General features: G+C 69.9%; 21 protein-coding genes. 10 read left to right on the top strand and 11 right to left on the bottom strand.

The window, feature by feature from the left end:
• Both ACIBK4_RS47530 and ACIBK4_RS47525 read right to left on the bottom strand, forming a co-directional pair.
• Complete coding sequence (locus ACIBK4_RS47530) at nucleotides 1-792, bottom strand: class I SAM-dependent methyltransferase (RefSeq protein WP_399005899.1); 792 nt, start codon at nucleotides 790-792, stop codon at nucleotides 1-3.
• 63 nt (nucleotides 793-855) lie between these two features.
• The gene (locus ACIBK4_RS47525; RefSeq protein ID WP_399005897.1) at nucleotides 856-1287 is read right to left on the bottom strand and encodes a cupin domain-containing protein; all 432 of its coding nucleotides are present in this window, start codon (nucleotides 1285-1287) and stop codon (nucleotides 856-858) included.
• A gap of 52 nt (nucleotides 1288-1339) precedes the next feature.
• Here ACIBK4_RS47525 and ACIBK4_RS47520 point away from each other — a divergent pair, with 52 nt between their 5' ends.
• Nucleotides 1340-2347, top strand: coding sequence for a GlxA family transcriptional regulator (locus ACIBK4_RS47520; protein WP_399005895.1), 1008 nt, complete (start codon nucleotides 1340-1342; stop codon nucleotides 2345-2347).
• Complete coding sequence (locus ACIBK4_RS47515; protein WP_317770539.1) at nucleotides 2344-2835, top strand: LURP-one-related family protein; 492 nt, start codon at nucleotides 2344-2346, stop codon at nucleotides 2833-2835. The genes ACIBK4_RS47520 and ACIBK4_RS47515 overlap by 4 nt, the downstream gene beginning before the upstream one ends.
• Before the next feature lies 1 nt (nucleotide 2836).
• Here ACIBK4_RS47515 and ACIBK4_RS47510 read toward each other — a convergent pair whose 3' ends face one another.
• Nucleotides 2837-3070 carry a hypothetical protein gene (locus ACIBK4_RS47510; RefSeq protein ID WP_399005893.1) on the bottom strand — a complete coding sequence of 78 codons (234 nt, stop codon included), beginning with the start codon at nucleotides 3068-3070 and terminating at the stop codon, nucleotides 2837-2839.
• The gene (locus ACIBK4_RS47505) at nucleotides 3067-3867 is read right to left on the bottom strand and encodes a carbon-nitrogen family hydrolase (RefSeq protein ID WP_399005891.1); all 801 of its coding nucleotides are present in this window, start codon (nucleotides 3865-3867) and stop codon (nucleotides 3067-3069) included. The genes ACIBK4_RS47510 and ACIBK4_RS47505 overlap by 4 nt, the downstream gene beginning before the upstream one ends.
• Before the next feature lie 179 nt (nucleotides 3868-4046).
• On the opposite strand from ACIBK4_RS47505, the gene ACIBK4_RS47500 reads away from it, so the two are divergent.
• Nucleotides 4047-4871: a maleylpyruvate isomerase family mycothiol-dependent enzyme gene (locus tag ACIBK4_RS47500; RefSeq protein WP_399005889.1), complete on the top strand. Its 825-nt coding sequence runs from the start codon at nucleotides 4047-4049 to the stop codon at nucleotides 4869-4871.
• 118 nt (nucleotides 4872-4989) lie between these two features.
• Complete coding sequence (locus tag ACIBK4_RS47495) at nucleotides 4990-5796, top strand: SAM-dependent methyltransferase (RefSeq protein WP_399005887.1); 807 nt, start codon at nucleotides 4990-4992, stop codon at nucleotides 5794-5796.
• A 151-nt stretch (nucleotides 5797-5947) separates the two neighbouring features.
• Here ACIBK4_RS47495 and ACIBK4_RS47490 read toward each other — a convergent pair whose 3' ends face one another.
• Together ACIBK4_RS47490 and ACIBK4_RS47485 are read right to left on the bottom strand one after the other, a co-directional pair.
• Nucleotides 5948-7267: a nitrate/nitrite transporter gene (locus tag ACIBK4_RS47490; protein WP_399005885.1), complete on the bottom strand. Its 1320-nt coding sequence runs from the start codon at nucleotides 7265-7267 to the stop codon at nucleotides 5948-5950.
• Complete coding sequence (locus ACIBK4_RS47485; RefSeq protein WP_399005883.1) at nucleotides 7264-7947, bottom strand: GntR family transcriptional regulator; 684 nt, start codon at nucleotides 7945-7947, stop codon at nucleotides 7264-7266. Before ACIBK4_RS47485 ends, ACIBK4_RS47490 begins: the two co-directional genes overlap by 4 nt.
• A gap of 272 nt (nucleotides 7948-8219) precedes the next feature.
• Here ACIBK4_RS47485 and ACIBK4_RS47480 point away from each other — a divergent pair, with 272 nt between their 5' ends.
• Nucleotides 8220-9131, top strand: coding sequence for a D-alanyl-D-alanine carboxypeptidase family protein (locus ACIBK4_RS47480; RefSeq protein WP_399005881.1), 912 nt, complete (start codon nucleotides 8220-8222; stop codon nucleotides 9129-9131).
• A 137-nt stretch (nucleotides 9132-9268) separates the two neighbouring features.
• Here the strand turns inward: ACIBK4_RS47480 and ACIBK4_RS47475 are convergent, their stop codons facing one another.
• Complete coding sequence (locus ACIBK4_RS47475) at nucleotides 9269-9880, bottom strand: TetR/AcrR family transcriptional regulator (protein WP_399005879.1); 612 nt, start codon at nucleotides 9878-9880, stop codon at nucleotides 9269-9271.
• A gap of 143 nt (nucleotides 9881-10023) precedes the next feature.
• Here ACIBK4_RS47475 and ACIBK4_RS47470 point away from each other — a divergent pair, with 143 nt between their 5' ends.
• Nucleotides 10024-10758, top strand: coding sequence for an SDR family NAD(P)-dependent oxidoreductase (locus ACIBK4_RS47470; RefSeq protein ID WP_399005877.1), 735 nt, complete (start codon nucleotides 10024-10026; stop codon nucleotides 10756-10758).
• A gap of 33 nt (nucleotides 10759-10791) precedes the next feature.
• Nucleotides 10792-11424, top strand: coding sequence for an NADPH-dependent F420 reductase (locus ACIBK4_RS47465; protein WP_399005875.1), 633 nt, complete (start codon nucleotides 10792-10794; stop codon nucleotides 11422-11424).
• A 56-nt stretch (nucleotides 11425-11480) separates the two neighbouring features.
• On the opposite strand, the gene ACIBK4_RS47460 is transcribed toward ACIBK4_RS47465, so the two are convergent.
• Genes ACIBK4_RS47460 through pdhA form a run of 3 tightly spaced genes read right to left on the bottom strand, consistent with a single transcriptional unit; the run spans nucleotide 11481 to nucleotide 15119 of the window.
• Complete coding sequence (locus tag ACIBK4_RS47460; protein ID WP_399005872.1) at nucleotides 11481-12941, bottom strand: dihydrolipoamide acetyltransferase family protein; 1461 nt, start codon at nucleotides 12939-12941, stop codon at nucleotides 11481-11483.
• 11 nt (nucleotides 12942-12952) lie between these two features.
• Nucleotides 12953-13960, bottom strand: a complete 1008-nt coding sequence (locus tag ACIBK4_RS47455) for an alpha-ketoacid dehydrogenase subunit beta (protein WP_399005870.1) — start codon at nucleotides 13958-13960, stop codon at nucleotides 12953-12955.
• A 1-nt stretch (nucleotide 13961) separates the two neighbouring features.
• Entirely contained in the window at nucleotides 13962-15119 is a 1158-nt protein-coding gene (gene pdhA, locus ACIBK4_RS47450) for a pyruvate dehydrogenase (acetyl-transferring) E1 component subunit alpha (protein ID WP_399005868.1), read from the bottom strand.
• 321 nt (nucleotides 15120-15440) lie between these two features.
• Between pdhA and ACIBK4_RS47445 the strand changes: the two genes are divergently transcribed.
• From ACIBK4_RS47445 to ACIBK4_RS47435, 3 genes are all read left to right on the top strand, one after another.
• The gene (locus ACIBK4_RS47445; protein ID WP_399005866.1) at nucleotides 15441-16103 is read left to right on the top strand and encodes a response regulator; all 663 of its coding nucleotides are present in this window, start codon (nucleotides 15441-15443) and stop codon (nucleotides 16101-16103) included.
• Between the two features lie 80 nt (nucleotides 16104-16183).
• Nucleotides 16184-16585 carry a pyridoxamine 5'-phosphate oxidase family protein gene (locus ACIBK4_RS47440; protein ID WP_399005864.1) on the top strand — a complete coding sequence of 134 codons (402 nt, stop codon included), beginning with the start codon at nucleotides 16184-16186 and terminating at the stop codon, nucleotides 16583-16585.
• 113 nt (nucleotides 16586-16698) lie between these two features.
• Nucleotides 16699-17703, top strand: coding sequence for a phosphotransferase (locus ACIBK4_RS47435; protein WP_399005862.1), 1005 nt, complete (start codon nucleotides 16699-16701; stop codon nucleotides 17701-17703).
• A 105-nt stretch (nucleotides 17704-17808) separates the two neighbouring features.
• Here the strand turns inward: ACIBK4_RS47435 and ACIBK4_RS47430 are convergent, their stop codons facing one another.
• On the bottom strand, nucleotides 17809-19326 hold the full coding sequence (locus ACIBK4_RS47430) for a protein kinase (protein WP_399006009.1): 1518 nt from the start codon (nucleotides 19324-19326) through the stop codon (nucleotides 17809-17811).
• Nucleotides 19327-19464 lie beyond the last annotated feature (138 nt).

The raw sequence follows: 19464 nt of genomic DNA, 5'->3' as shown, positions 1-19464 counted from the left end.
TCAGCCCGGCCTGACCGCCAGCGTCGCGAAATAGTGCGACATGTACTGAGCGGATGCGTCGGACTGGTGCGGCGCTTCCGCGAAGCCGGTGAGGACGAACCCCGCGGCGAGTTGCCCGCCGATCTGGCCGGTGAGGGTGTGGCTGTATTCAAGAGGGGCATCCGCGCCGAACTTCGTCGCGCGCTCCTCGGCGGAGTACTGCGTGACATCGCTGTAGGGCAGCTTGTGCACGACGATCAACTCGCCGCGCTCGTCGAGCGCCTCGTGGTCGAACAAGTACGCATCAGGATTGAGGAAGCCCGCGAGCAGGGTTCCGCCCGGCCGCAGGACGCGGAAGCACTCGCGCCACACCGGTGCCAGGTCCGGTACGAATACGTTGGAGACCGGATGGAAGACGACGTCGAACGTCGCGTCGCCGAACGCGCCGAGGTCGCGCATGTCGCCCAGGACGGTGCGCAGTTCGAGTCCGTCGCGCGCCGCCACCATCCGGTCCTGGCCGAGCTGGCGGGGTGAGTTGTCGAATACGGTGACCCGCGCCCCCGCCGCGGCGAGGATCGGACCCTGCTGGCCACCGCCGGAGGCCAGGCACAACACGTCCTTGCCGGTCGGGTCCGCCGGCAGCCAGGAGCGGTCGACCGGCTCATGCCCGATGAGAACGACCGACCAGTCGCCCGTGCGGGCGCGCTCGACATCCTCGGCACTCACCGGCCTCGACCACTCGTTGCCCTCTTGGACGTACTTGTCCCAGGCCGCCCGGTTGTGGGCAACGGGGTCGACACCACTGTCCTGCACGTTCAACTCCCTGCGGTACTGACAGTCCGGTGCCGCCAGCCAACACGATCGCGGAGTGCGGGCTCAACGGAATTGGCGGACGGAGGGCCGGTTCAGGGCGTGACCCGTCGTCGCGTCCACGTGGGCCGGGATCTCCTCGTGGTGGTCGCCGACCGTGAGCGTGCCGGTGGGTTCGAGGACGAGGATCTCGGACGGCACCGGGGCGTACGGCTTGTGTTCCGTGCCGCGCGGGACCGTGAAGACGCTGCCCTTGGGGAGGACGACCGTGCGTTCGCCGGAGCCCGAGCCCGTCGACTCCCTTAGGGCGATGTGCAGTTCGCCCTCCAGGACCAGGAAGAACTCGTCGGTGTGGTCGTGGGTGTGCCAGAGGTGTTCGCCCTCGACCTTGGCGACGCGGACGTCGTAGTCGTTGACGGTGGTGACGATGCGGGGGCTCCACCGGTCGGTGAAGGAGGCGAGGGCGGCGGGGAGGGAGACGGGTTCCGTGGCTGTCATGGGGTCAGCCTGCGGGGTGTCGGGGCGGCCTCACGAGTGCTAGGAATCGCACATGCCGCAAGGATCCTCTCAGCGACCGCACCGCCCTCATCGCGTCGCCGTCATCGTCGACGAGGGCACCAACCCCTTCGAAGTGGGCGTCGCCACCGAGCTGTTCGGGTTGCCGCGGCCCGAACTCGGCCTGCCGGGGCCGCTGTACGAGGTGCTGGTGTGCACGCCCGCGCGTGAGGTGCGGATGAACCACGGGTTCTTCACCCTCACCGGGGCGCACGGCCTGGACGCGGTGGATACGGCGGACACGCTGGTCGTGCCGGGGCGGCCCGACAACGTCGTACCGCGCGGGGCCGCCGTTCTCGACGCCATCCGGCGCACCCACGCGCGCGGGGCGCGGGTCATGAGCCTGTGCACCGGGAGCTTCGCGCTCGCCGAGGCGGGGTTGCTGGACGGGCGCCGGGCGACCACGCACTGGATGTGGGCCGACCGTTTCCGCGCCCTGCACCCGCGCGTGCGGCTCGAACCGGACGTCCTCTTCGTGGACGACGGGGACATCCTCACCGCCTCGGGCAGCGCCGCCGCGCTCGACCTGGGGCTGCATGTCGTACGGCGGGACCATGGCGCCGAGATCGCCAACGCGGTGTCCAGGAGGCTGGTCTTCGCGGCTCACCGGGACGGTGGGCAGCGGCAGTTCGTGGAGCGGCCGTTGCCCGATGTGCCCGACGAGTCGCTCGCGCCGTTGCTCGCGTGGGCGCAGGAACGGCTGGGGGAGCCGCTCACGGTGGCCGAGCTGGCGGGCCGGGCGGCGGTCAGTCCGGCGACCCTGCACCGGCGCTTCCGTTCACAGCTCGGGACGACGCCGCTGGCGTGGCTGACCGGGGAACGGGTGGCGCTGGCGTGCCGGTTGATCGAGCGGGGTGAGGAACGGCTGGACGTGGTCGCGGCGAGGTGCGGTCTGGGCACCGGGGCGAACCTGCGGATACGCCTACGGAAGGAGACCGGATTGAGCCCGTCGGCCTATCGGCGGCGTTTCGGACCCGCTGCCGGGGAAGCCGTCATGTCATGAGATTCCTCGTACGCGATCGGATCCTCGGCTTCGGTGAGGATTACTGGATCGAGGACCAGAACGGCAACAAGGTGTTCCTGGTCGACGGCAAGGCCATGCGCATCCGGGACACCTTCGAGCTGAAGGACACGCACGGGCGCGTGCTCATCGACATCCACAAGAAGATGCTCGCCCTGCGCGACACGATGGTCATCGAGCGGGACGGTGAGCCCCTGGCGACCATCAAGCACAAGCGGTTCTCCCTGCTGCGCAACCACTACAAGGTGTCCCTGGTCGACGGCACCGAACTCGACGTCAGCGGCAAGATCCTGGACCGCGAGTTCGGCGTCGACTACGACGGCGAACTGCTCGCCCAGATCTCCCGGCGCTGGCTGCACATCCGGGAGACGTACGGCGTCGACATCGTCCGCGAGGACGCGGACGCGGCGCTGCTGATCGCGGTGGCGGTGTGCGTGATCCACCTGGCGGAGAAGGAACGGGAGGACTGACTCACTTCCCCTGGTCCGCTGCCGTACGGGCACGAGCGCGTGCCCGGCGGCGTTCCCTCACGCGGTCCCCGAAGTAGCCGCCCACGACGAACAGCGCGCCGAAAACCGCGCTGGCCGTCCAGCCGGGAGGGTCGTCCTGAATCCTGCCCACGAGCCAGACGAACACCGTCACCGGCCCCCACGCGACGAACATGTCGGCGAGTACGGCCAGGGTCCGGCCCGTTGGGGCGCTCACTGCGCGCGACGCGGACGCTCCAGACCCAGTACCCGGTCCTTCAGCGCCGGGAACTGTTCCCGCGTCGCGGCGACCTTCGCGGGGTCGAACTCCACCGTGAGGATCTCCTCGCCCGCGCCCGCCTCCGCGAGGACCTCGCCCCAGGGGTCGACCACGATCGAGTGACCGGCCTGGGGAACTCCGGCGTGCGTACCGGCCGTTCCACAGGCGAGGACGAAGGACTGGTTCTCGACCGCGCGGGCCTGGGCCAGCAGGGTCCAGTGGGAGCGGCGGCGCTCGGGCCAGCCCGCGGGGAGGACGAGGGTCTCGGCGCCGGCGTCGACGAGGCCGCGGAAGAGTTCGGGGAAACGGAGGTCGTAGCAGGTGCCGAGACCGAGAGTCGTGTCGGGGAGTCGGACCGTCACCAGCTCACTGCCCGCGCCCATCAGCACGGCCTCGCCCTTGTCGAAGCCGAAGCGGTGGATCTTGCGGTAGGCGGCGGCCAGTTCACCGGAGGGGGAGAAGACCAGGGACGTGTTGTAGAGGGGGCCGTCAGGGTCCCGTTCGGGGATCGAGCCCGCGTGCAGCCACACGCCCGCGTCGCTCGCCGCCTTGGCCATCGCCTCGTAGGTCGGGCCTTCCAGCGGCTCGGCCTCGCTGCCGAACTGCTCGTAGGCGAACGCACCCGTCGTCCACAGCTCCGGCAGGACGACGAGATCGGCATCAGCCTGTTCGCGGACGAGAGCACCCACCCGGACCCGACGAGATTCGACCGATTCGCCCTCTTCTACGGCGATCTGGATGAGAGAGGCGCGCACACTACCACCGTCCTGGCATTCGAGCCGTTCACACGGGCCTACGATCGTCACACGAAAGCACTGCCGGGGTGCCTCACAGCAGCGTAACTTAGCGTTCCAAGACACCCGCCGACAGCCACCTCCCGCTGGCAACGCCGCCCGCCACCCAACCTGTACCGACCGCCGAGGGGTCCCGTTCCGTGAGTCTGCATCCCACTCTCCAGCCCTACGCCGACGCCTGGACCCACTCCATCGACGCGATATCCGAGCTGGTGACCCCGCTCGCGGAGGGAGAGTGGAACCGGCGAACGCCGTGCCCGGGCTGGTCGGTGCGTGACGTGGTCTCCCATGTCATCGGGCTGGACAACGAGATGCTCGGCGACCCGCGCCCCATCCACACCCTCCCCCGCGACCTCTACCACGTCACCAACGAGCACCAGCGGTACATGGAGATGCAGGTCGACGTACGACGCCACCACACGGCGCCGGAGATGACGTCGGAGCTGGAATACACGATCATCCGCCGCAACCGCCAGCTGCGGAACGAGTCGCGCGACCCCGGCACGAAGGTGCGCGGCCATGTCAGCACCGAGGTCACCCTCGAAGAGTCCATGCGGAACCACGCCTTCAACGTGTGGGTGCACGAGCAGGACCTGCGCGCCGCCCTCGGCCGCCCCGGCAATCTGGACTCGCCCGGCGCGCACATCGCCCGTGACGTGCTCCTCGAAGCGCTCCCGAAGATCGTCGCCGACGACTCGGGCGCCCCGCGCAGTTCGGCGGTCGTCTTCGACGTGCACGGCCCGATCGAGTTCCTCCGTACGATCCGCGTCGACATCCAGGGCCGCGGGACCCTCGAAACCGCCCCCGCGCTCGGCCCCGCCGCGACCCTGATCCTCGACTGGGAGACGTACGTACGGCTGGCCTGCGGTCGGGTCACCGTCGACTCGGTGTCGGACAAGGTGAAGGCGGACGGCGATCCGGAGCTGTCGGCTTCAATACTGCGGAACTTCACGGTCACGAAGTAGCAGCAGTCCTGAAGTAGCAGTCCCGAAGTAGCAGTCGCCAAGCAGCGGTCACCAAGTTGCGGCGGCAGGGCGGAAATTCGTTGTCGCCGGCCGGCCGTCCGCGGCTAGCCTCCGCCGCATGTCTGACGTGACGTCCGAAAACGAGAACATCGGGGCCACCGGGAACACCGAGCCCGACGACGGGCCTCCCCGGCTCACCCGGCTCACCTTTCACAGCCCCCTCTCCGAGGCCCGGGCCGACGGGATCGTGCGGCGGCTGGCCGGTGCCGGGCCGCGCACGGTGCTCGACATCGGCTGCGGCTGGGGCGAGTTGATGCTCCGGGTCCTGGCCGCCGTACCGGAAGCCCGGGGTGTCGGGATCGACGTGAACGCGCGGGATCTGGCGCGTGGGCGGCGGGACGCCGAGGCGCGGGGGCTTGCCGGGCGGGTCGAGTTCGTCGAGGAGTCGGCCGTGGGGACGGAGCGCGGGCCGGCCGATCTGGTGCTGTGTCTGGGCGCGAGCCAGGCGCTCAGCGACGCGGAGTCTCCCCGGCACACGGCGGAAGCCCTGCGGGAGTTGCGGCGGCTCGTCGTCGACGGGGGACGTGTGGTGTTGGGCGAGGGGTTCTGGCAACGGCCGCCCACGACGGCCGAGTTGGCCGGCATGTGGCCGGGGGCGCGTCCCGACGAGCACTACGACCTGGGGGCGCTCGTCGATCTCGCGGTGGCGGCCGGGTTCCGGCCCGAGTGGACCGAGACGGCGAACGCGGACGAGTGGGAGGAGTTCGAGTCGGCGTACCAGGCGGACGCCGAGGTGTGGCTCGCCGGGCACGGCGACCATCCGCTGGCCGCCGCGACCCGCGAACGGCTCGACCGGCACCGGGCCCAATGGATGAGCTACCGGGGCGTGTTGGGCCTCGCGTACCTCACCCTCGTAGCGGCCTGAAGAGGTTCAGGCCAGCACGTGGACCGTCTCCACCCGGCTTGCCACGAGGCGAACGCTCTCTGGCGGACCGCTCGGCTCCGTAGCCGATGGATGAGCTACCGGGGCGTGTTGGGGATTCCCGGCCTCACCCTCGTAGCGGCCTGAAAGCGGTTCACGCGGGCACGTGGACCGTCTCCACCCGGCTCGCCACGAGGCGTTCGTTCTCGCGGCGGGCCGCTCGGCTGCGCAGCCGGAGGATCTGGCTGACGCCGACCGCCTGGAGGACGAAGATCACCGAGAAGGCGATCGAGTAGTTGTCGCCGGTCGCGTCGAGGAGCACGCCGACCAGGAACAGGGTCGTCATCGAGGCCACGAAACCACCCATGTTGGTGATTCCGGAGGCGGTGCCCTGACGCTCCGGCGGGTTCGCCGGGCGGGCGAAGTCGAAGCCGAGCATCGAGGCGGGACCGCAGGAACCGAGCACCGTGCACAGCACGATCAGCAGCCACATCGGCGCGTGGTCGCCGGGGTAGAGCAGCGTGACCGCCCACACGAGCGCCGTCGCGCCGACCGTGCCCAGCGCCAGCGGGAGCCGCGCGGTGTGGTGCCGGGCGACGATCTGGCCGTAGACCAGGCCGACGAGCATGTTGGACAGGACGACCAGGGTGAGGAGTTCGCCGGCGGTGGCGCGGGACAGGCCCTGGGCCTGGACCAGGAACGGCAGGCCCCACAGGAGCAGGAACACCATCGCCGGGAACTGGGTGGTGAAGTGCACCCAGAGGCCGAGGCGGGTGCCCGGTTCGCGCCAGGAGGCGGCGATCTGGCGGCGGACGTAGGCCGCGCCCCGGTGCGGGAAGGGTTCCGGTTCGTGCCCGTCCGGGTGGTCCTTCAGGAACAGAAGAAGCAGGACGAGGACTACGACTCCCGCGAGCGCGCTGCCCGCGAAGGCGGCCGTCCAGCCGATGCCGTGCAGCAGGCGCGCGATGACCAGGGTGGAGACGAGATTTCCGGCCATTCCCGCGAGGCCCGCGAGCTGGGCGACCATCGGGCCGCGCCGGGCCGGGAACCAGCGGGTGCCGAGCCGCAGCACGCTGATGAACGTCATCGCGTCACCGCAGCCGAGCAGCGCGCGGGAGGCGAGGGCGGTGCCGTAGGAGGGGGAGAACGCGAAGCCCAACTGGCCTGCTGTGAACAGCAGGACGCCGATGGTCAGCACCTTCTTGGTGCCGAGGCTGTCGACGAGGAGGCCGACGGGTATCTGCATGCCCGCGTAGACCAGCAGTTGGAGGATCGAGAAGGTGGAGAGGGCGGAGGCGTTGACGTGGAAGCGCTCGGCCGCGTCGAGGCCGGCGACACCGAGGGACGTACGGAAGATGACGGCGACGAAGTAGACGGAGACGCCGATGCCCCACACGGCGAGCGCGCGGCGGCCGCCGGGCGGATCACCGGGAAGGGAGAGGGCGGAACTGGAACTGCCACTGCTGCTGCTCATCGGACCTCGCCCCGTGCCAGGTGGGAGAACCAGTCAACGTGCTGGTGGACGATCCCGGCGGCCGCCTCGGCGTCGCCGGTGCGCAGCGCGTCGAGGATCGCCGCGTGCTCGGTGAGGGTCTTGGCGATGCGGTCGGGGTGCGAGTGCATGATCGCGACGCCCATCCGCAGCTGCCGGTCGCGGAGTTGGTCGTAGAGGCGGGAGAGGATCTCGTTGCCGCCGCTGCGGACGATCTCGGCGTGGAAGCAGCGGTCGGTGACGGCGGCGCCGGCGAGGTCCCCGGCGGCGGCCTGTTCCTTCTGCCGGTCGAGGAGTTCTTCGAGGCGCGCGATGAGCGTCGGGGATGCCGGTACGACCTTGCGGACCGCGTGCTGCTCGACCAGCATCCGGGTCTCGACCACGTCCGCGATCTCCTGCGAGGAGACGGGCAGCACCAGGGCGCCCTTCTTCGGGTAGAGCTTGATCAGCCCCTCGACCTCCAGCCGCAGCAGCGCCTCGCGCACGGGCGTCCGTGACACTCCGACAGCCTCGGCCAACTCGCCCTCGGTGAGCAGGGTTCCGCCTTCGTAACGCCGGTCCAGGACACCCTGTTTGACGTGGGCGTAGACGCGGTCGGCAGCGGGGGGTTGCTTGACGACAGGGGGTGAGGTGAGCGACGGAGCGGGGGACGGGGACGGCATGAGGACAGCATAGATACAACACGTACGCATGAGGACGGGCGGTCCAGGATGCGGACGGAACCGAATGGGGCCGGGGGTGCGTCTACGGAGGTGCGTGTACGGCGTGAGTTTCCGCGGCCGGTTCTCGGGGGCGTTTCACACATTCGGGGAACCCGGCGCAGCAACCGCACAACCTTCTGTGCTACTTACGTGTCACACACGTACGGCCCTCTCTTTCCCCCCTCCAACTGGGCCGTTCCTCAGGGGCATTCAACGTATTCGGGGTACCTCAGTTGATTACTGCCATTACCGGCATCAAGGGCAGCCGCTTCCGCAGAGCCGCCGCGGTCACCGTGACCGCAGGCGCCGTGCTCGCGACCGGCGCCCTGACCGCGGCACCCGCGCAGGCTGTCACGACGCCGTCGATCGTGGCCAAGGGCGGGTTCGTGATGAACAACGCCACCGGCAAGGCCCTTTACACGAAGGCCGCCGACACCAAGCGCTCCACGGGCTCCACCACGAAGATCATGACCGCGAAGGTCGTGCTCTCCCAGGCGAATCTCAACCTCGACGCCAAGGTCACCATCCAGAAGGCGTACAGCGACTACATCGTCGCGAACACCGCCTCCTCCGCCCACCTGATCGTCGGCGACAAGGTCACCGTCCGCCAGCTTCTCTACGGCCTGATGCTGCCGTCGGGCTGCGACGCGGCGTACGCGCTGGCCGACAAGTTCGGCACGGGCTCGACGCGGGCGGCGCGCGTGAAGTCGTTCATCGGCAAGATGAACTCCACGGCGAAGACGCTCGGCCTGACGAACACGAAGTTCGACTCGTTCGACGGCATCGGCAACGGCAACAACTACTCGACGCCGCGCGACCTGACGAAGCTCGCCAGCAACGTGATGAAGAACGCCACGTTCAAGACGGTCGTCAAGACCAAGTCGTACAAGGCGAAGACGATCACGAAGACCGGCAGCACCCGCACGATGGCTGCCTGGACCAACACGAACACCCTGCTCAGCAGCTACAGCGGCACGATCGGCGTGAAGACCGGCTCCGGCCCCGAGGCCAAGTACTGCCTCGTCTTCGCCGCCACCCGCAACGGCAAGACGGTCATCGGCACGGTCCTCGCGTCGTCGTCGGTCGCCCAGCGCTCGACGGACGCGACGAAGCTCCTGAACTACGGCTTCGCGAAGATCGGCTGACGTTCACTCAGCTACATGATCGATACCACCGAGGGACCCGCCGCTGCCAGCGGCGGGTCCTTTTGTCGTACGGCCGTCACGTGAAGAGTTGAGCCCGCGATGTCGGCGAACGACCGGGAACTGGCGCAGTACTTCGCTCAACTCGGCACGTCCTCCCGCCCCCGGTCATCACCAACCGCCGCGGGAACGGCGTTGTCGATGAGCACGGCAGCGATCGCCGCGGCAGTAGGAAACGCGTCGGCGTTCAGAACCCGCGTACGGGCCGCCGCCCCATCGAGCAGCAACGCCAGCTGCTCGCCCAGCTGTTCGGGCTCGGCCGCGCCGGCTTCGCGGGCGGTGTCGGCGAGGCGTACGGCGACGGCCTTCTTGTAGTCGCGGGCGTACTGGGACGCGGGGTGCTCGGGGTCGTGGAGCTCCACGGCGGCGGCGATATAGGGGCACAGCGGGGTGCCGGGGGCGATGTCGAACGCGGCGAGGAGCCGTTCGCGGGGCGTGAGGTCGGGGCGGTCGAACACACCGGACAGCACGGAGGGGTCGAACCGGCGCAGGTACTCCGCGACGAGTTCGTCCTTGCCGCCGAAGTGCTGGTAGGCCGTGCGCTTGGACACCTGGGCCGCCGCGCAGAGCTGGTCCATGCCTGTGCGGTTGATGCCCTGCTCGCGGAACAACCGCTGGGACGCGCCGATGATGCGCTCGCGGGCACCCCGGCCGCGGCGACTGCCCGTGGGGCCCTTCTCCAACTCCGTCATGGCTCCATCGTACCCGAGGAGGGTAACGGTCGGTGTACTTAGTTGCGTCCCGCGCCACCGCCCCGTACGTTAAGAACACAGGGCGGTGTACATAGCGCCGTCACCCCCGGTGCGCACGGCACCACCGACGCAAGGGAACGACTATGGGAAAGCTCGACGGCAAGGTCGCGGTCATCACCGGCGGCACCACCGGCATGGCGCTGGCCGGCGCGAAGCTGTTCGTCGACGAGGGAGCGCACGTCTTCATCACCGGCCGCCGCCAGGACGCCCTGGACGAGGCCGTGAAGGAGATCGGCCGCAACGTCACCGGCGTCCAGGGCGACGCCGCCGACCTGGACGACCTGGACCGGCTGTACGACACGGTCAAGCGGGAGAAGGGCAGCATCGACGTGCTGTGGGCCAGCGCCGGAGGGGGCGAGCCCGCGCCGCTCGGCGAGATCACCGAGGCCCAGTTCGACACCTGGTTCGGGCTCAACGCGCGCGGCACCCTCTTCACCGTCCAGAAGGCCCTCCCGCTCTTCAACGACGGCGGTTCCATCCTCATGACCGGCTCGAACGCCTCCCTCGGCGCCTTCCCCGGCTGGAGCGTCTACGCCGGCAGCAAGGCCGTCCAGCAGGCCTGGGCCCGCGTCTGGCTCAACGAGCTCAAGGACCGCCGCATCCGCGTCAACGTCCTGACCCCCGGCCAGGTCGCCACCGCCAAGCAGGCGGAACTCTTCGACGAGGCCACCAAGCGCCAGTTCGAGTCCCTCATCCCGCGCGGCCTGATGGGCAGCCCCGAGGAGATCGCCAGCGCCGCCCTCTTCCTCGCGTCCGACGACTCCAGCTACGTCAACGGCATGGAACTCGTCGCCGACGGCGGCACCACCGCCATCTGAACCGGACCACACACAACCAGGGCGGAACATCTCATGAGCAGCATCAGCATCATCGGCACCGGAAACATGGCCCGCACCATCGGCGCGCGAGCGATAGCGGGCGGCAACACCGTCGAGGTCATGGGCCGCGACCAGTCCAAGGCCGCCGACCTCGCCAAGGCGCTCGGCGGCGGCACCACGACGGGGGAATGGGGCACCGCCCCGGCCGGGGACATCGTCATCGTGGCCCTGTTGTACGACGGTGTCGTGCCGGCCGTCGCCCAGTACGGAGACGCGCTCGCGGGCAAGGTCATCGTCGACATCAGCAACCCCTTCAACGCCACGTTCGACGGGCTGGCCCACCTGGCCCACCACGACGAGACCTCGATCGCGCAGGAAGCCGCCAAGGTGGCCCCGGCCAGCGCCGGCGTGGTGAAGGCGTTCAACACCGTCTTCCGGCATGTGCTGGAGAAGGGGCGGCCCGACGTCTTCATCGCCGGCGACAGCGCGCGGGCCAAGGCAAGCGTGGAGGCGTTCGTCAAGAGCCTCGGGCTGCGCCCGCTGGACGTCGGCGGCCTGAAAATGGCGCACTGGCTGGAAGGAGCGGGCCTGCTCACGGTGGGCCTCGCCAACAACGGGGTGGGGAACCTGGACTTCGCCCCGAGCATCACCGAACTGTCCGCCTGAGCAAACGAGTTGACCGAGCCGCGCGCCTCCTCACGGAGACGCGCGGCTCCCGTCCGCTACCCCCAGGTGATCAGCCGCTTCGGCTGCTCAAGGATCGCCGCCACGTCGGCCAGCACCTTGGAGCCCAACTCCCCGTCCACCAACCGGTGATCGAAGGACAGGGCCAGGGTCGTCACCTGACGTGGCTTCACCTTGCCCTTGTGGACCCACGGCTGGAGCTTGATCGTGCCGACCGCGAGAATCGCGGACTCACCGGGGTTGAGAATCGGCGTACCGGTGTCGATGCCGAAGACACCAACGTTGGTGATGGTCACCGTGCCGCCCTGCATCGCCGCCGGGGACGTCTTGCCGTCCCTCGCCGTCGACACCAACTCGCCCAGCGACTGCGCCAGTTGGGGCAGCGTCTTCGCGTGGGCGTCCTTGATGTTCGGCACGATCAGGCCTCGCGGGGTCGCCGCCGCGATGCCGAGGTTGACGTAGTGCTTGAGGACGATCTCCTGAGCCGTCTCGTCCCAGGACGCGTTGATGTCCGGGTTGCGCTTGATGGCCACCAGCAACGCCTTGGCGATCAGGAGCAACGGGTTCACCCGCAGGCCCTGCAACTCCTTGTCCTGCTTGAGTTCCTCGACCAGCTTCATCGTCCGCGTCACGTCCACCGTCACGAACTCCGTGACATGCGGCGCCGTGAACGCCGAACCCACCATCGCCGCCGCCGTCGCCTTACGCACACCCTTCACCGGGATGCGCGTCTCCCGGCTCGTGTCGTACGTCACCGGGGCGACGGGCACGGCCACCTGGACCTGAGCCTGCGGCGCCGCCACCGGCGCGGGAGCCGGCGCCTGAGGCACCGCCACCGCCGCGTGCACGTCCTCACGCGTGATGACACCGTCCGGGCCCGACGGCGTCACCGTCGCCAGATCGACCCCCAGATCCTTCGCCAGCTTTCGCACCGGCGGCTTCGCCAACGGCCGGGACGGCAGTACGGCGGCCCCGGCCCCGGTCTCGCTCGGCGAGGGCGACGGCGTCGGCGACGCCGTCGCGTGACCGTTCAACTCCGCCTGTACGGCCGCCACCGCAGACGCCACCGACGCGTCCTGCGCCGGAATCTCCGCACCCTTGCGCGGCCGGCGCTTCGTCGAGGACGCGGCGACGCCGTACCCCACCAGCACCGGTGTACGAGCCGCCGGCTTCTCCGCCGCCGGGGGCTCGGGAGCAGCCGCGGCCGGGGTCTCCACAGGAGCCGCCCCGCCCCCGGACACGTCCACCGAGATGATGGACGTGCCCACGTCCACCGTCGTGCCCTCGGGGAAGCGGAGTTCACGCACCACCCCGTCGTACGGGATGGGCAGTTCCACCGCCGCCTTCGCCGTCTCCACCTCGCACACGACCTGGCCGTCGGTGACGGTGTCACCGGGCTGGACGTACCACTTGAGGATCTCCGCCTCCGTGAGCCCCTCGCCCACGTCCGGCATCTTGAACTCGCGTACGGACGCCTCGACTTCAGTCATCGTCGTCACGACCCCTCTCCTCAGTACGCCAGAGCGCGATCGACGGCATCCAGCACCCGGTCCAGACTCGGCAGGTACTCCTCCTCCAAGCGGGCCGGCGGGTAGGGCGCGTGATACCCGCCCACCCGCAACACCGGAGCCTCCAGGTGGTAGAAGCAGCGCTCCGTGATCCGCGCCGCGATCTCACCGCCCGAGCCGAAGAACACCGGCGCCTCATGCACCACGACCAGACGCCGGGTCTTCTCCACCGAGACCTGGATCGCATCGAAGTCCAGCGGCGACACCGAACGCAGATCCAGGATCTCCAGCGACTTGCCCTCCTCGGCGGCCGCGTCGGCAACCTCCTGGCAGAGCTTCACCATCGGGCCGTACGCGGCGAGGGTGAGGTCCGTGCCCTCGCGGACCACGCGGGCCTTGTGGAGCGGGCCGGGGATCGCCTCCGTGTTGACCTCGCTCTTGTCCCAGTAGCGGCGCTTGGGCTCGAAGAAGATCACGGGGTCGTCGCTCTGGATGGCCTGCTGCATCATCCAGTAGGCGTCCGACGAGTTCGACGGGCTGACGATCTTCAGACCCGGCACGTGCGCGAACAGGGCTTCCGGGGACTCCGAGTGGTGCTCCACCGCGCCGATGCCGCCCCCGTAGGGGATACGGATGACGACCGGGAGCTTCACCTTGCCCAGGGAGCGCGCGTGCATCTTGGCGAGCTGGGTGACGATCTGGTCGTAGGCCGGGAAGACGAAGCCGTCGAACTGGATCTCCACCACCGGGCGGTAGCCGCGCAGCGCCAGGCCGATGGCCGCGCCCACGATGCCCGACTCGGCGAGCGGGGTGTCCACCACCCGGCTCTCGCCGAAGTCCTTCTGAAGGCCGTCCGTGACACGGAAGACGCCGCCGAGTTTGCCGACGTCCTCGCCCATGATCAGGACCTTGGGGTCGGACTCCAGGGCGGCGCGCAGCGATTCGTTGATCGCCTTGGCCAACGGCAGGTTCTTGGTTGTCGCGGTCTGTGCCGCAGTCTGTGCCGCCATGTCACTTACCCCCCTCTTCGTCCGCGAACGACGCCTGGTAGGCGGCGAACTGGGCCCTCTCCTCGTCGACGAGCGCGTGCCCGTCCGCGTACACGTGCTCGAAGATGGCGAACCGGTCCGGGTCCGGCATGGCACGGACCGCTTCACGCACTCGCCTGCCCAACGCTTCGCTCTCTGTTTCGAGTTCCGCGAAAAATCCCTCATCCGCGTGATGTGCGGCTTCGAGATACGTGCGCAGGCGCAGGATCGGGTCCTTCGCCTCCCAGGACTCGCGCTCCTCGTCGGCCCGGTACTTGGTCGGGTCGTCGGAGGTGGTGTGGGCGCCCATGCGGTACGTGTACGCCTCGACGAGCGTGGGTCCCTCGCCGTTGCGGGCCCGCTCCAGCGCCCACTTGGTGACGGCGAGACAGGCCAGGACGTCGTTGCCGTCGACGCGGACGCCCGGGAAGCCGTAGCCCTGGGCGCGCTGGTAGAGCGGGACGCGGGTCTGCTTCTCGGTGGGCTCGGAGATGGCCCACTGGTTGTTCTGGCAGAAGAACACGACCGGCGCGTTGTAGACCGCGGAGAAGGTGAACGACTCGGCGACGTCGCCCTGGCTGGAGGCGCCGTCCCCGAAGTACGCGATGACGGCGCTGTCGGCGCCGTCCATGGTCACGCCCATCGCGTAGCCGGTGGCGTGCAGCGTCTGGGAGCCGATGACGATCGTGTACAGGTGGAAGTTGTTGGTGGTGGGGTCCCAGCCGCCGTGGTTGACGCCCCGGAACATGCCCAGCAGGTTGGTCGGGTCGACGCCGCGGCACCAGGCGACGCCGTGCTCGCGGTAGGTCGGGAAGACGTAGTCGTCCTCCCTGGTGGCCCGCCCGGAGCCGATCTGGGCGGCCTCCTGGCCGAGCAGCGACGCCCACAGGCCCAGCTCGCCCTGGCGTTGCAGGGCGGTGGCCTCGGCGTCGAAGCGGCGGGTGAGCACCATGTCGCGGTACAGGCCGCGGAGCTCTTCGGGGGTGATGCCGGCGACGTACTTGTCGTACGGGGCGGTCTTGCTGTTCTTGACTCGCTTGCCCTCGGGCGTCAGCAGCTGGACGAGGTCCGGGTCGGCGCCCTTGGCCTTGCTTCCGGCGCTGCGTCGCGGCTTGCGCGGGGCAGTGCTCTCCACGGTCACGTGTGCTCCTCCGTCGGTCCGGCTCCCCGGGTTCGCCGGGTGCCAGTGCGGCTCACCTGCGCCCCACGGACGCACAGGGTGGGTGCGGTTCGTCGGGAACAGGCGTGACAGGTGCCCCGGCGAGCGCCCTGCAACAGGCACGTTACCCAGTGCTCCACAATTCTGTGAAACCCCTCCTGACCTGCGATTTTGCTTGGATTTCCAAGTAAATCGCGAAAGTCGGGAACAAGTCCTGGTCACAGCCTTGCAGGGGGCCGGAACAACGGCACGTTATCCCGCTCACCTCGGGCACGGGAAGAGCCCGTATGTGAGACTTACCGCGTGCCTGAAGACGGAAAAATCACCGTATTTCTCCTCGACGACCATGAAGTGGTCCGCCGGGGCGTGTACGAGATGCTCTCGGTCGAGGACGACATCGAGGTCGTCGGCGAGGCCGGCACGGCGGCCGACGCGCTGGTACGGATCCCGGCCGTGCGCCCGGATGTGGCGATTCTGGACGTACGGCTCCCGGACGGCAGCGGGGTCGAGGTGTGCCGTGAGATCCGCGCTCAGGACGAGTCCGTGAAGTGCCTGATGCTGACGTCCTTCTCGGACGACGAGGCCCTCTTCGACGCGATCATGGCGGGCGCCTCCGGGTACGTCCTGAAGGCCATCCGGGGGAACGAGCTGCTGAGTGCCGTACGGGACGTGGCGGCCGGCAAGTCGCTGCTCGACCCGGTGGCGACCGCCCGCGTCCTGGAGCGGCTACGCAACGGCGGCCCCCAGCAGGACGAGAAGTTCGACTCCCTCACCGACCAGGAGCGCAGGATCCTGGACCTGATCGGGGAGGGGCTCACCAACCGCGCGATCGGCGAGCGGCTGCACCTCGCGGAGAAGACCATCAAGAACTACGTGTCGAGTCTGCTGTCCAAACTCGGTATGGAGCGGCGCTCCCAGGCGGCGGCCTATGTGGCGCGGAGACAGGCCGAGCAGCAGCGTCATTGAGAGCCCCTGGGGACCGATTCCGCGTCATTAGGGACCAAAGACCCCTCCCCCGGAGGGCCCGCCCGTCCGACAGTAAGGGCATGCCCACCGACGAACGGCTCGCCGTCGATCTGCTCGCGCGTACCGACCACGGCCGGGTGGCCACCACCCTGGGGGCGCTCCCCTTCCTGGCCCCCGCCCGGCACATCGTGGCGGACGAGCGGCTGCTGCTGCGGATGCCCCGGAGCCACGGCCACCACCACGCGTGCGTGGACCGTGTCGTCGCGTACGGCGCCGACAACCTGGACTCGGGCGGGCCGGACGACGACCTGTGGTCCGTACAGGTGATCGGCACGTGCGAGCCGCATGAGCCGACGGCGGAGCAGGTCGAGCGGTTCGGCCCGGCCCGGGACGCGATGGTGTACCTGCGCATCGACCCCCGGCTCAGCACCGTGCACTCGGCCGACGGCGGTCTGGAACGGCACTTCGGGCCCACCCTGTGACCGAAAGCGACCATCGACGACCGAGCGGTGACTTTCTGTGACAAACCGCAGCTCAAGGCCCCGTCCCGTGCCCTAGCATCGGCCGCGTGCCGCCCTTACGTGTACCACCCCCCGTGCCCCACGCGCCCCCGCTGGGCGCCCTCCTCCGCCAGTACGCCGCCGGGTCCGCCGTCGCCTGCGAACCCGTCGAGCAGGGCCTGCTGAACCGCGGCTACCGGCTCCGCACGACCCGGGGCCGCTACTTCCTCAAGCACCACTTCGACCCCGAGACCGCGGACCCGGCGGCGATCGCCCGCCAGCACACCGCGACCCGTCGGCTGGCCGACCTCGGCGTCCCCGTGGCACCCCCGCTGCCCGCCCGCGACGGCCGTACGGTCGCCGTCGTCGGCGGTCACGCCTATGCCCTGCACCCCTGGATCGACGGCAGACACCGCCACGGCGGCCAGTTGACCACGAGTCAGTGCGGACGCCTCGGCGCGCTCCTGGGGGTCGTCCACGCGAGCCTGGAGCGGGTCATGCCGGGGCGGCGCGAGGAGTGCGCGCCGGGGGCCGACCCCGCCGACACCTTCGCCCTCATCGACGACCTCCTGGGGCACGTCCGCCGGCACCGACCCGCCGACGCCTTCGACGAACTGGCCCGCCACCGGCTCCTGGAACGCCGGGAGCTGCTGGAACGGCACGCGGACCGACGCCCGCCGCGCGGGGCCTCCGTGGGGTGGACGCACGGGGACTTCCACCCCTTCAACCTGCTCTACAAGGGCGACGCCCCCGCCGCGATCGTCGACTGGGACCGCCTCGGCGTCCAGCCCCGCGCGGAGGAGGCCGTACGCGCCGCCGCGATCTTCTTCGTACGGCCCGACGGAGCCCTGGACCTGACCAAAGTGCGGGCGTACGCGCACGCGTACCGGCGTTCGGCGCGCGCCTCCCCCGCCGAACTCGCCGCCGCCGTGCACCGGGTGTGGTGGGAGCGGCTCAACGACTTCTGGATGCTGCGCTGGCACTACGAACGCGGCGACACCCGCGCGGACCCCCAGTTCCCGGCCGCGTCGGCGCTCGCCGTGTGGTGGACGCGGGAGTACGACGCGGTGTGCGAGGCGTTCGCGGAGGGCGCCCCATAGCGGAAGGCGCTCTCTAGGGGCTGCGAAAACAGCACGCGCGCGTGGACCCCTGTTTACGGGGTGCACGCGCGCGTGAGTGCTTCGGTGCCGGTGATCCGGTCCGGGTCAGCCGCCGCCCAGGGCGCCCGCGACCGTACCGCCGCTGTCGTCCCCGCCGGCGTCACCGGTGCCGCCCGTGTCCGTCGGGTCCGCCGAGGTCGTCTCGGTCGGCGTGTCCGACGGCTCCTCGGAGGCCGTCGCGGACGGGGTGCTCGACGGCTTCTCGGTGGCCGTCTCGGTCGGGGTGTACGAGGGCGTGTACGACGGCGTGTAGTCCGAACCGGAGCTCGTGCCGCTGTCGTCCGTGGCTGTGTCGCTCGGCGAGGCGGTCGTGTCGTCGCTCGGCGTCTCGCTGGCCGTGTCGTCGGTCGCCGTCTGCGAGGTGGTCGGCGACTGGGTGGTGCCCGAACCGCCGCTGCCGCTACCGGTGTTGTTCATCGCCAGTGCCACGCCCGCCGCGATGGCGATCACCGCGAGCACGGCGAGGATCCACAGCTTGCCCCGGCCGCTGCCGTGGTTGCCGTGCCCCTCGAAGCCGCCGTCGTCGCCGTTGCCGTAACCGCCCGGCAGGATCGGCTGCGGGATCTGTGTGGTCCCGGAGGCGTCGCCCTGGGGCATCACGGTCGTACCGGCGAAGCCGCCCGGCGGGGTCCCCTGACCGTTGGCCACGGTCACCGGGCCGGTGTTCCAGGTGCCGGTGTGGCCGCCCTGGTCGTAGAGCATCTGGAGGCCGTACTGGACGAGCCCGCGCATCTCCTCGGCCGTCTGGAAACGGTCGTCCGGGTCCTTCGCGAGGGAGCGCATGACGAGGCCGTCGAGCTCCGGCGGGCAGACGCCGTTCGACGTCTGGGACGGCGGGACCGGGATGTCCTGGACGTGCTGGTAGACCACCGAGAGCGGCGTCTCGCCGGTGAACGGGGGCCGCAGCGCGAGGAGTTCGTAGAGGAGGCAGCCCGTCGCGTACAGGTCGGAGCGGTGGTCGACGGCCTTGCCGAGCGCCTGCTCCGGGGAGAGGTACTGGGGCGTGCCCATGACCATGCCGGTCTGCGTCATCGTCGTGGACGCCCCGTGCAGGGCGCGCGCGATGCCGAAGTCCATGACCTTGACGGCGCCGTTGTGCGTGATGATCACGTTCGCGGGCTTGATGTCGCGGTGCACGATGCCGTGCTGGTGCGAGTAGGCGAGCGCCTCCAGGACCCCGGAGACGATGATCAGGGCCTGCTCGGGCCCGGGCGCCTCGGCGTTGAGGAGGAGGTCACGGATCGTGCGCCCCTCGACGATCTCCATGACGATGTAGGGCACGGACATGCCGCCCACGTAGTCCTCGCCGGAGTCGTACACGGCGACGATCGCGTGGTGGTTGAGGCCGGCCACCGACTGGGCCTCGCGCGTGAAGCGGGCCTTGGAGGTCGGGTCCTCGGCCAGGTCGGAGCGGAGCAGCTTGACCGCCACCGTGCGCCCGAGCCGTACGTCCTCGGCCGCGAAAACCTCGGCCATACCGCCCCGGCCCAGTCTGTGGGTGAGCCGGTACCGGCCGTCGCCGACCAGTCCGCCGTTACCCCACAGCTCCGGTGCGTCCGACATTCCGCCGCCAGCCGCCTCGGGGTCGGACGGGCCCTGAGCGTGCTGCTGTGCCATCAGTCCTCGCCGTCGTTTCTGCCCGCGGTGCGCGCGGTGTTGTTACGGTCTCCGTCGGCCACGCTACAGGCTCGGCGCAAGCCG

Origin of the sequence: Streptomyces sp. NPDC050528 (genome assembly GCF_044457795.1) — a bacterium.
GTDB lineage: Bacteria > Actinomycetota > Actinomycetes > Streptomycetales > Streptomycetaceae > Streptomyces.
This window is presented reverse-complemented; position numbering and strand designations above follow the sequence as displayed.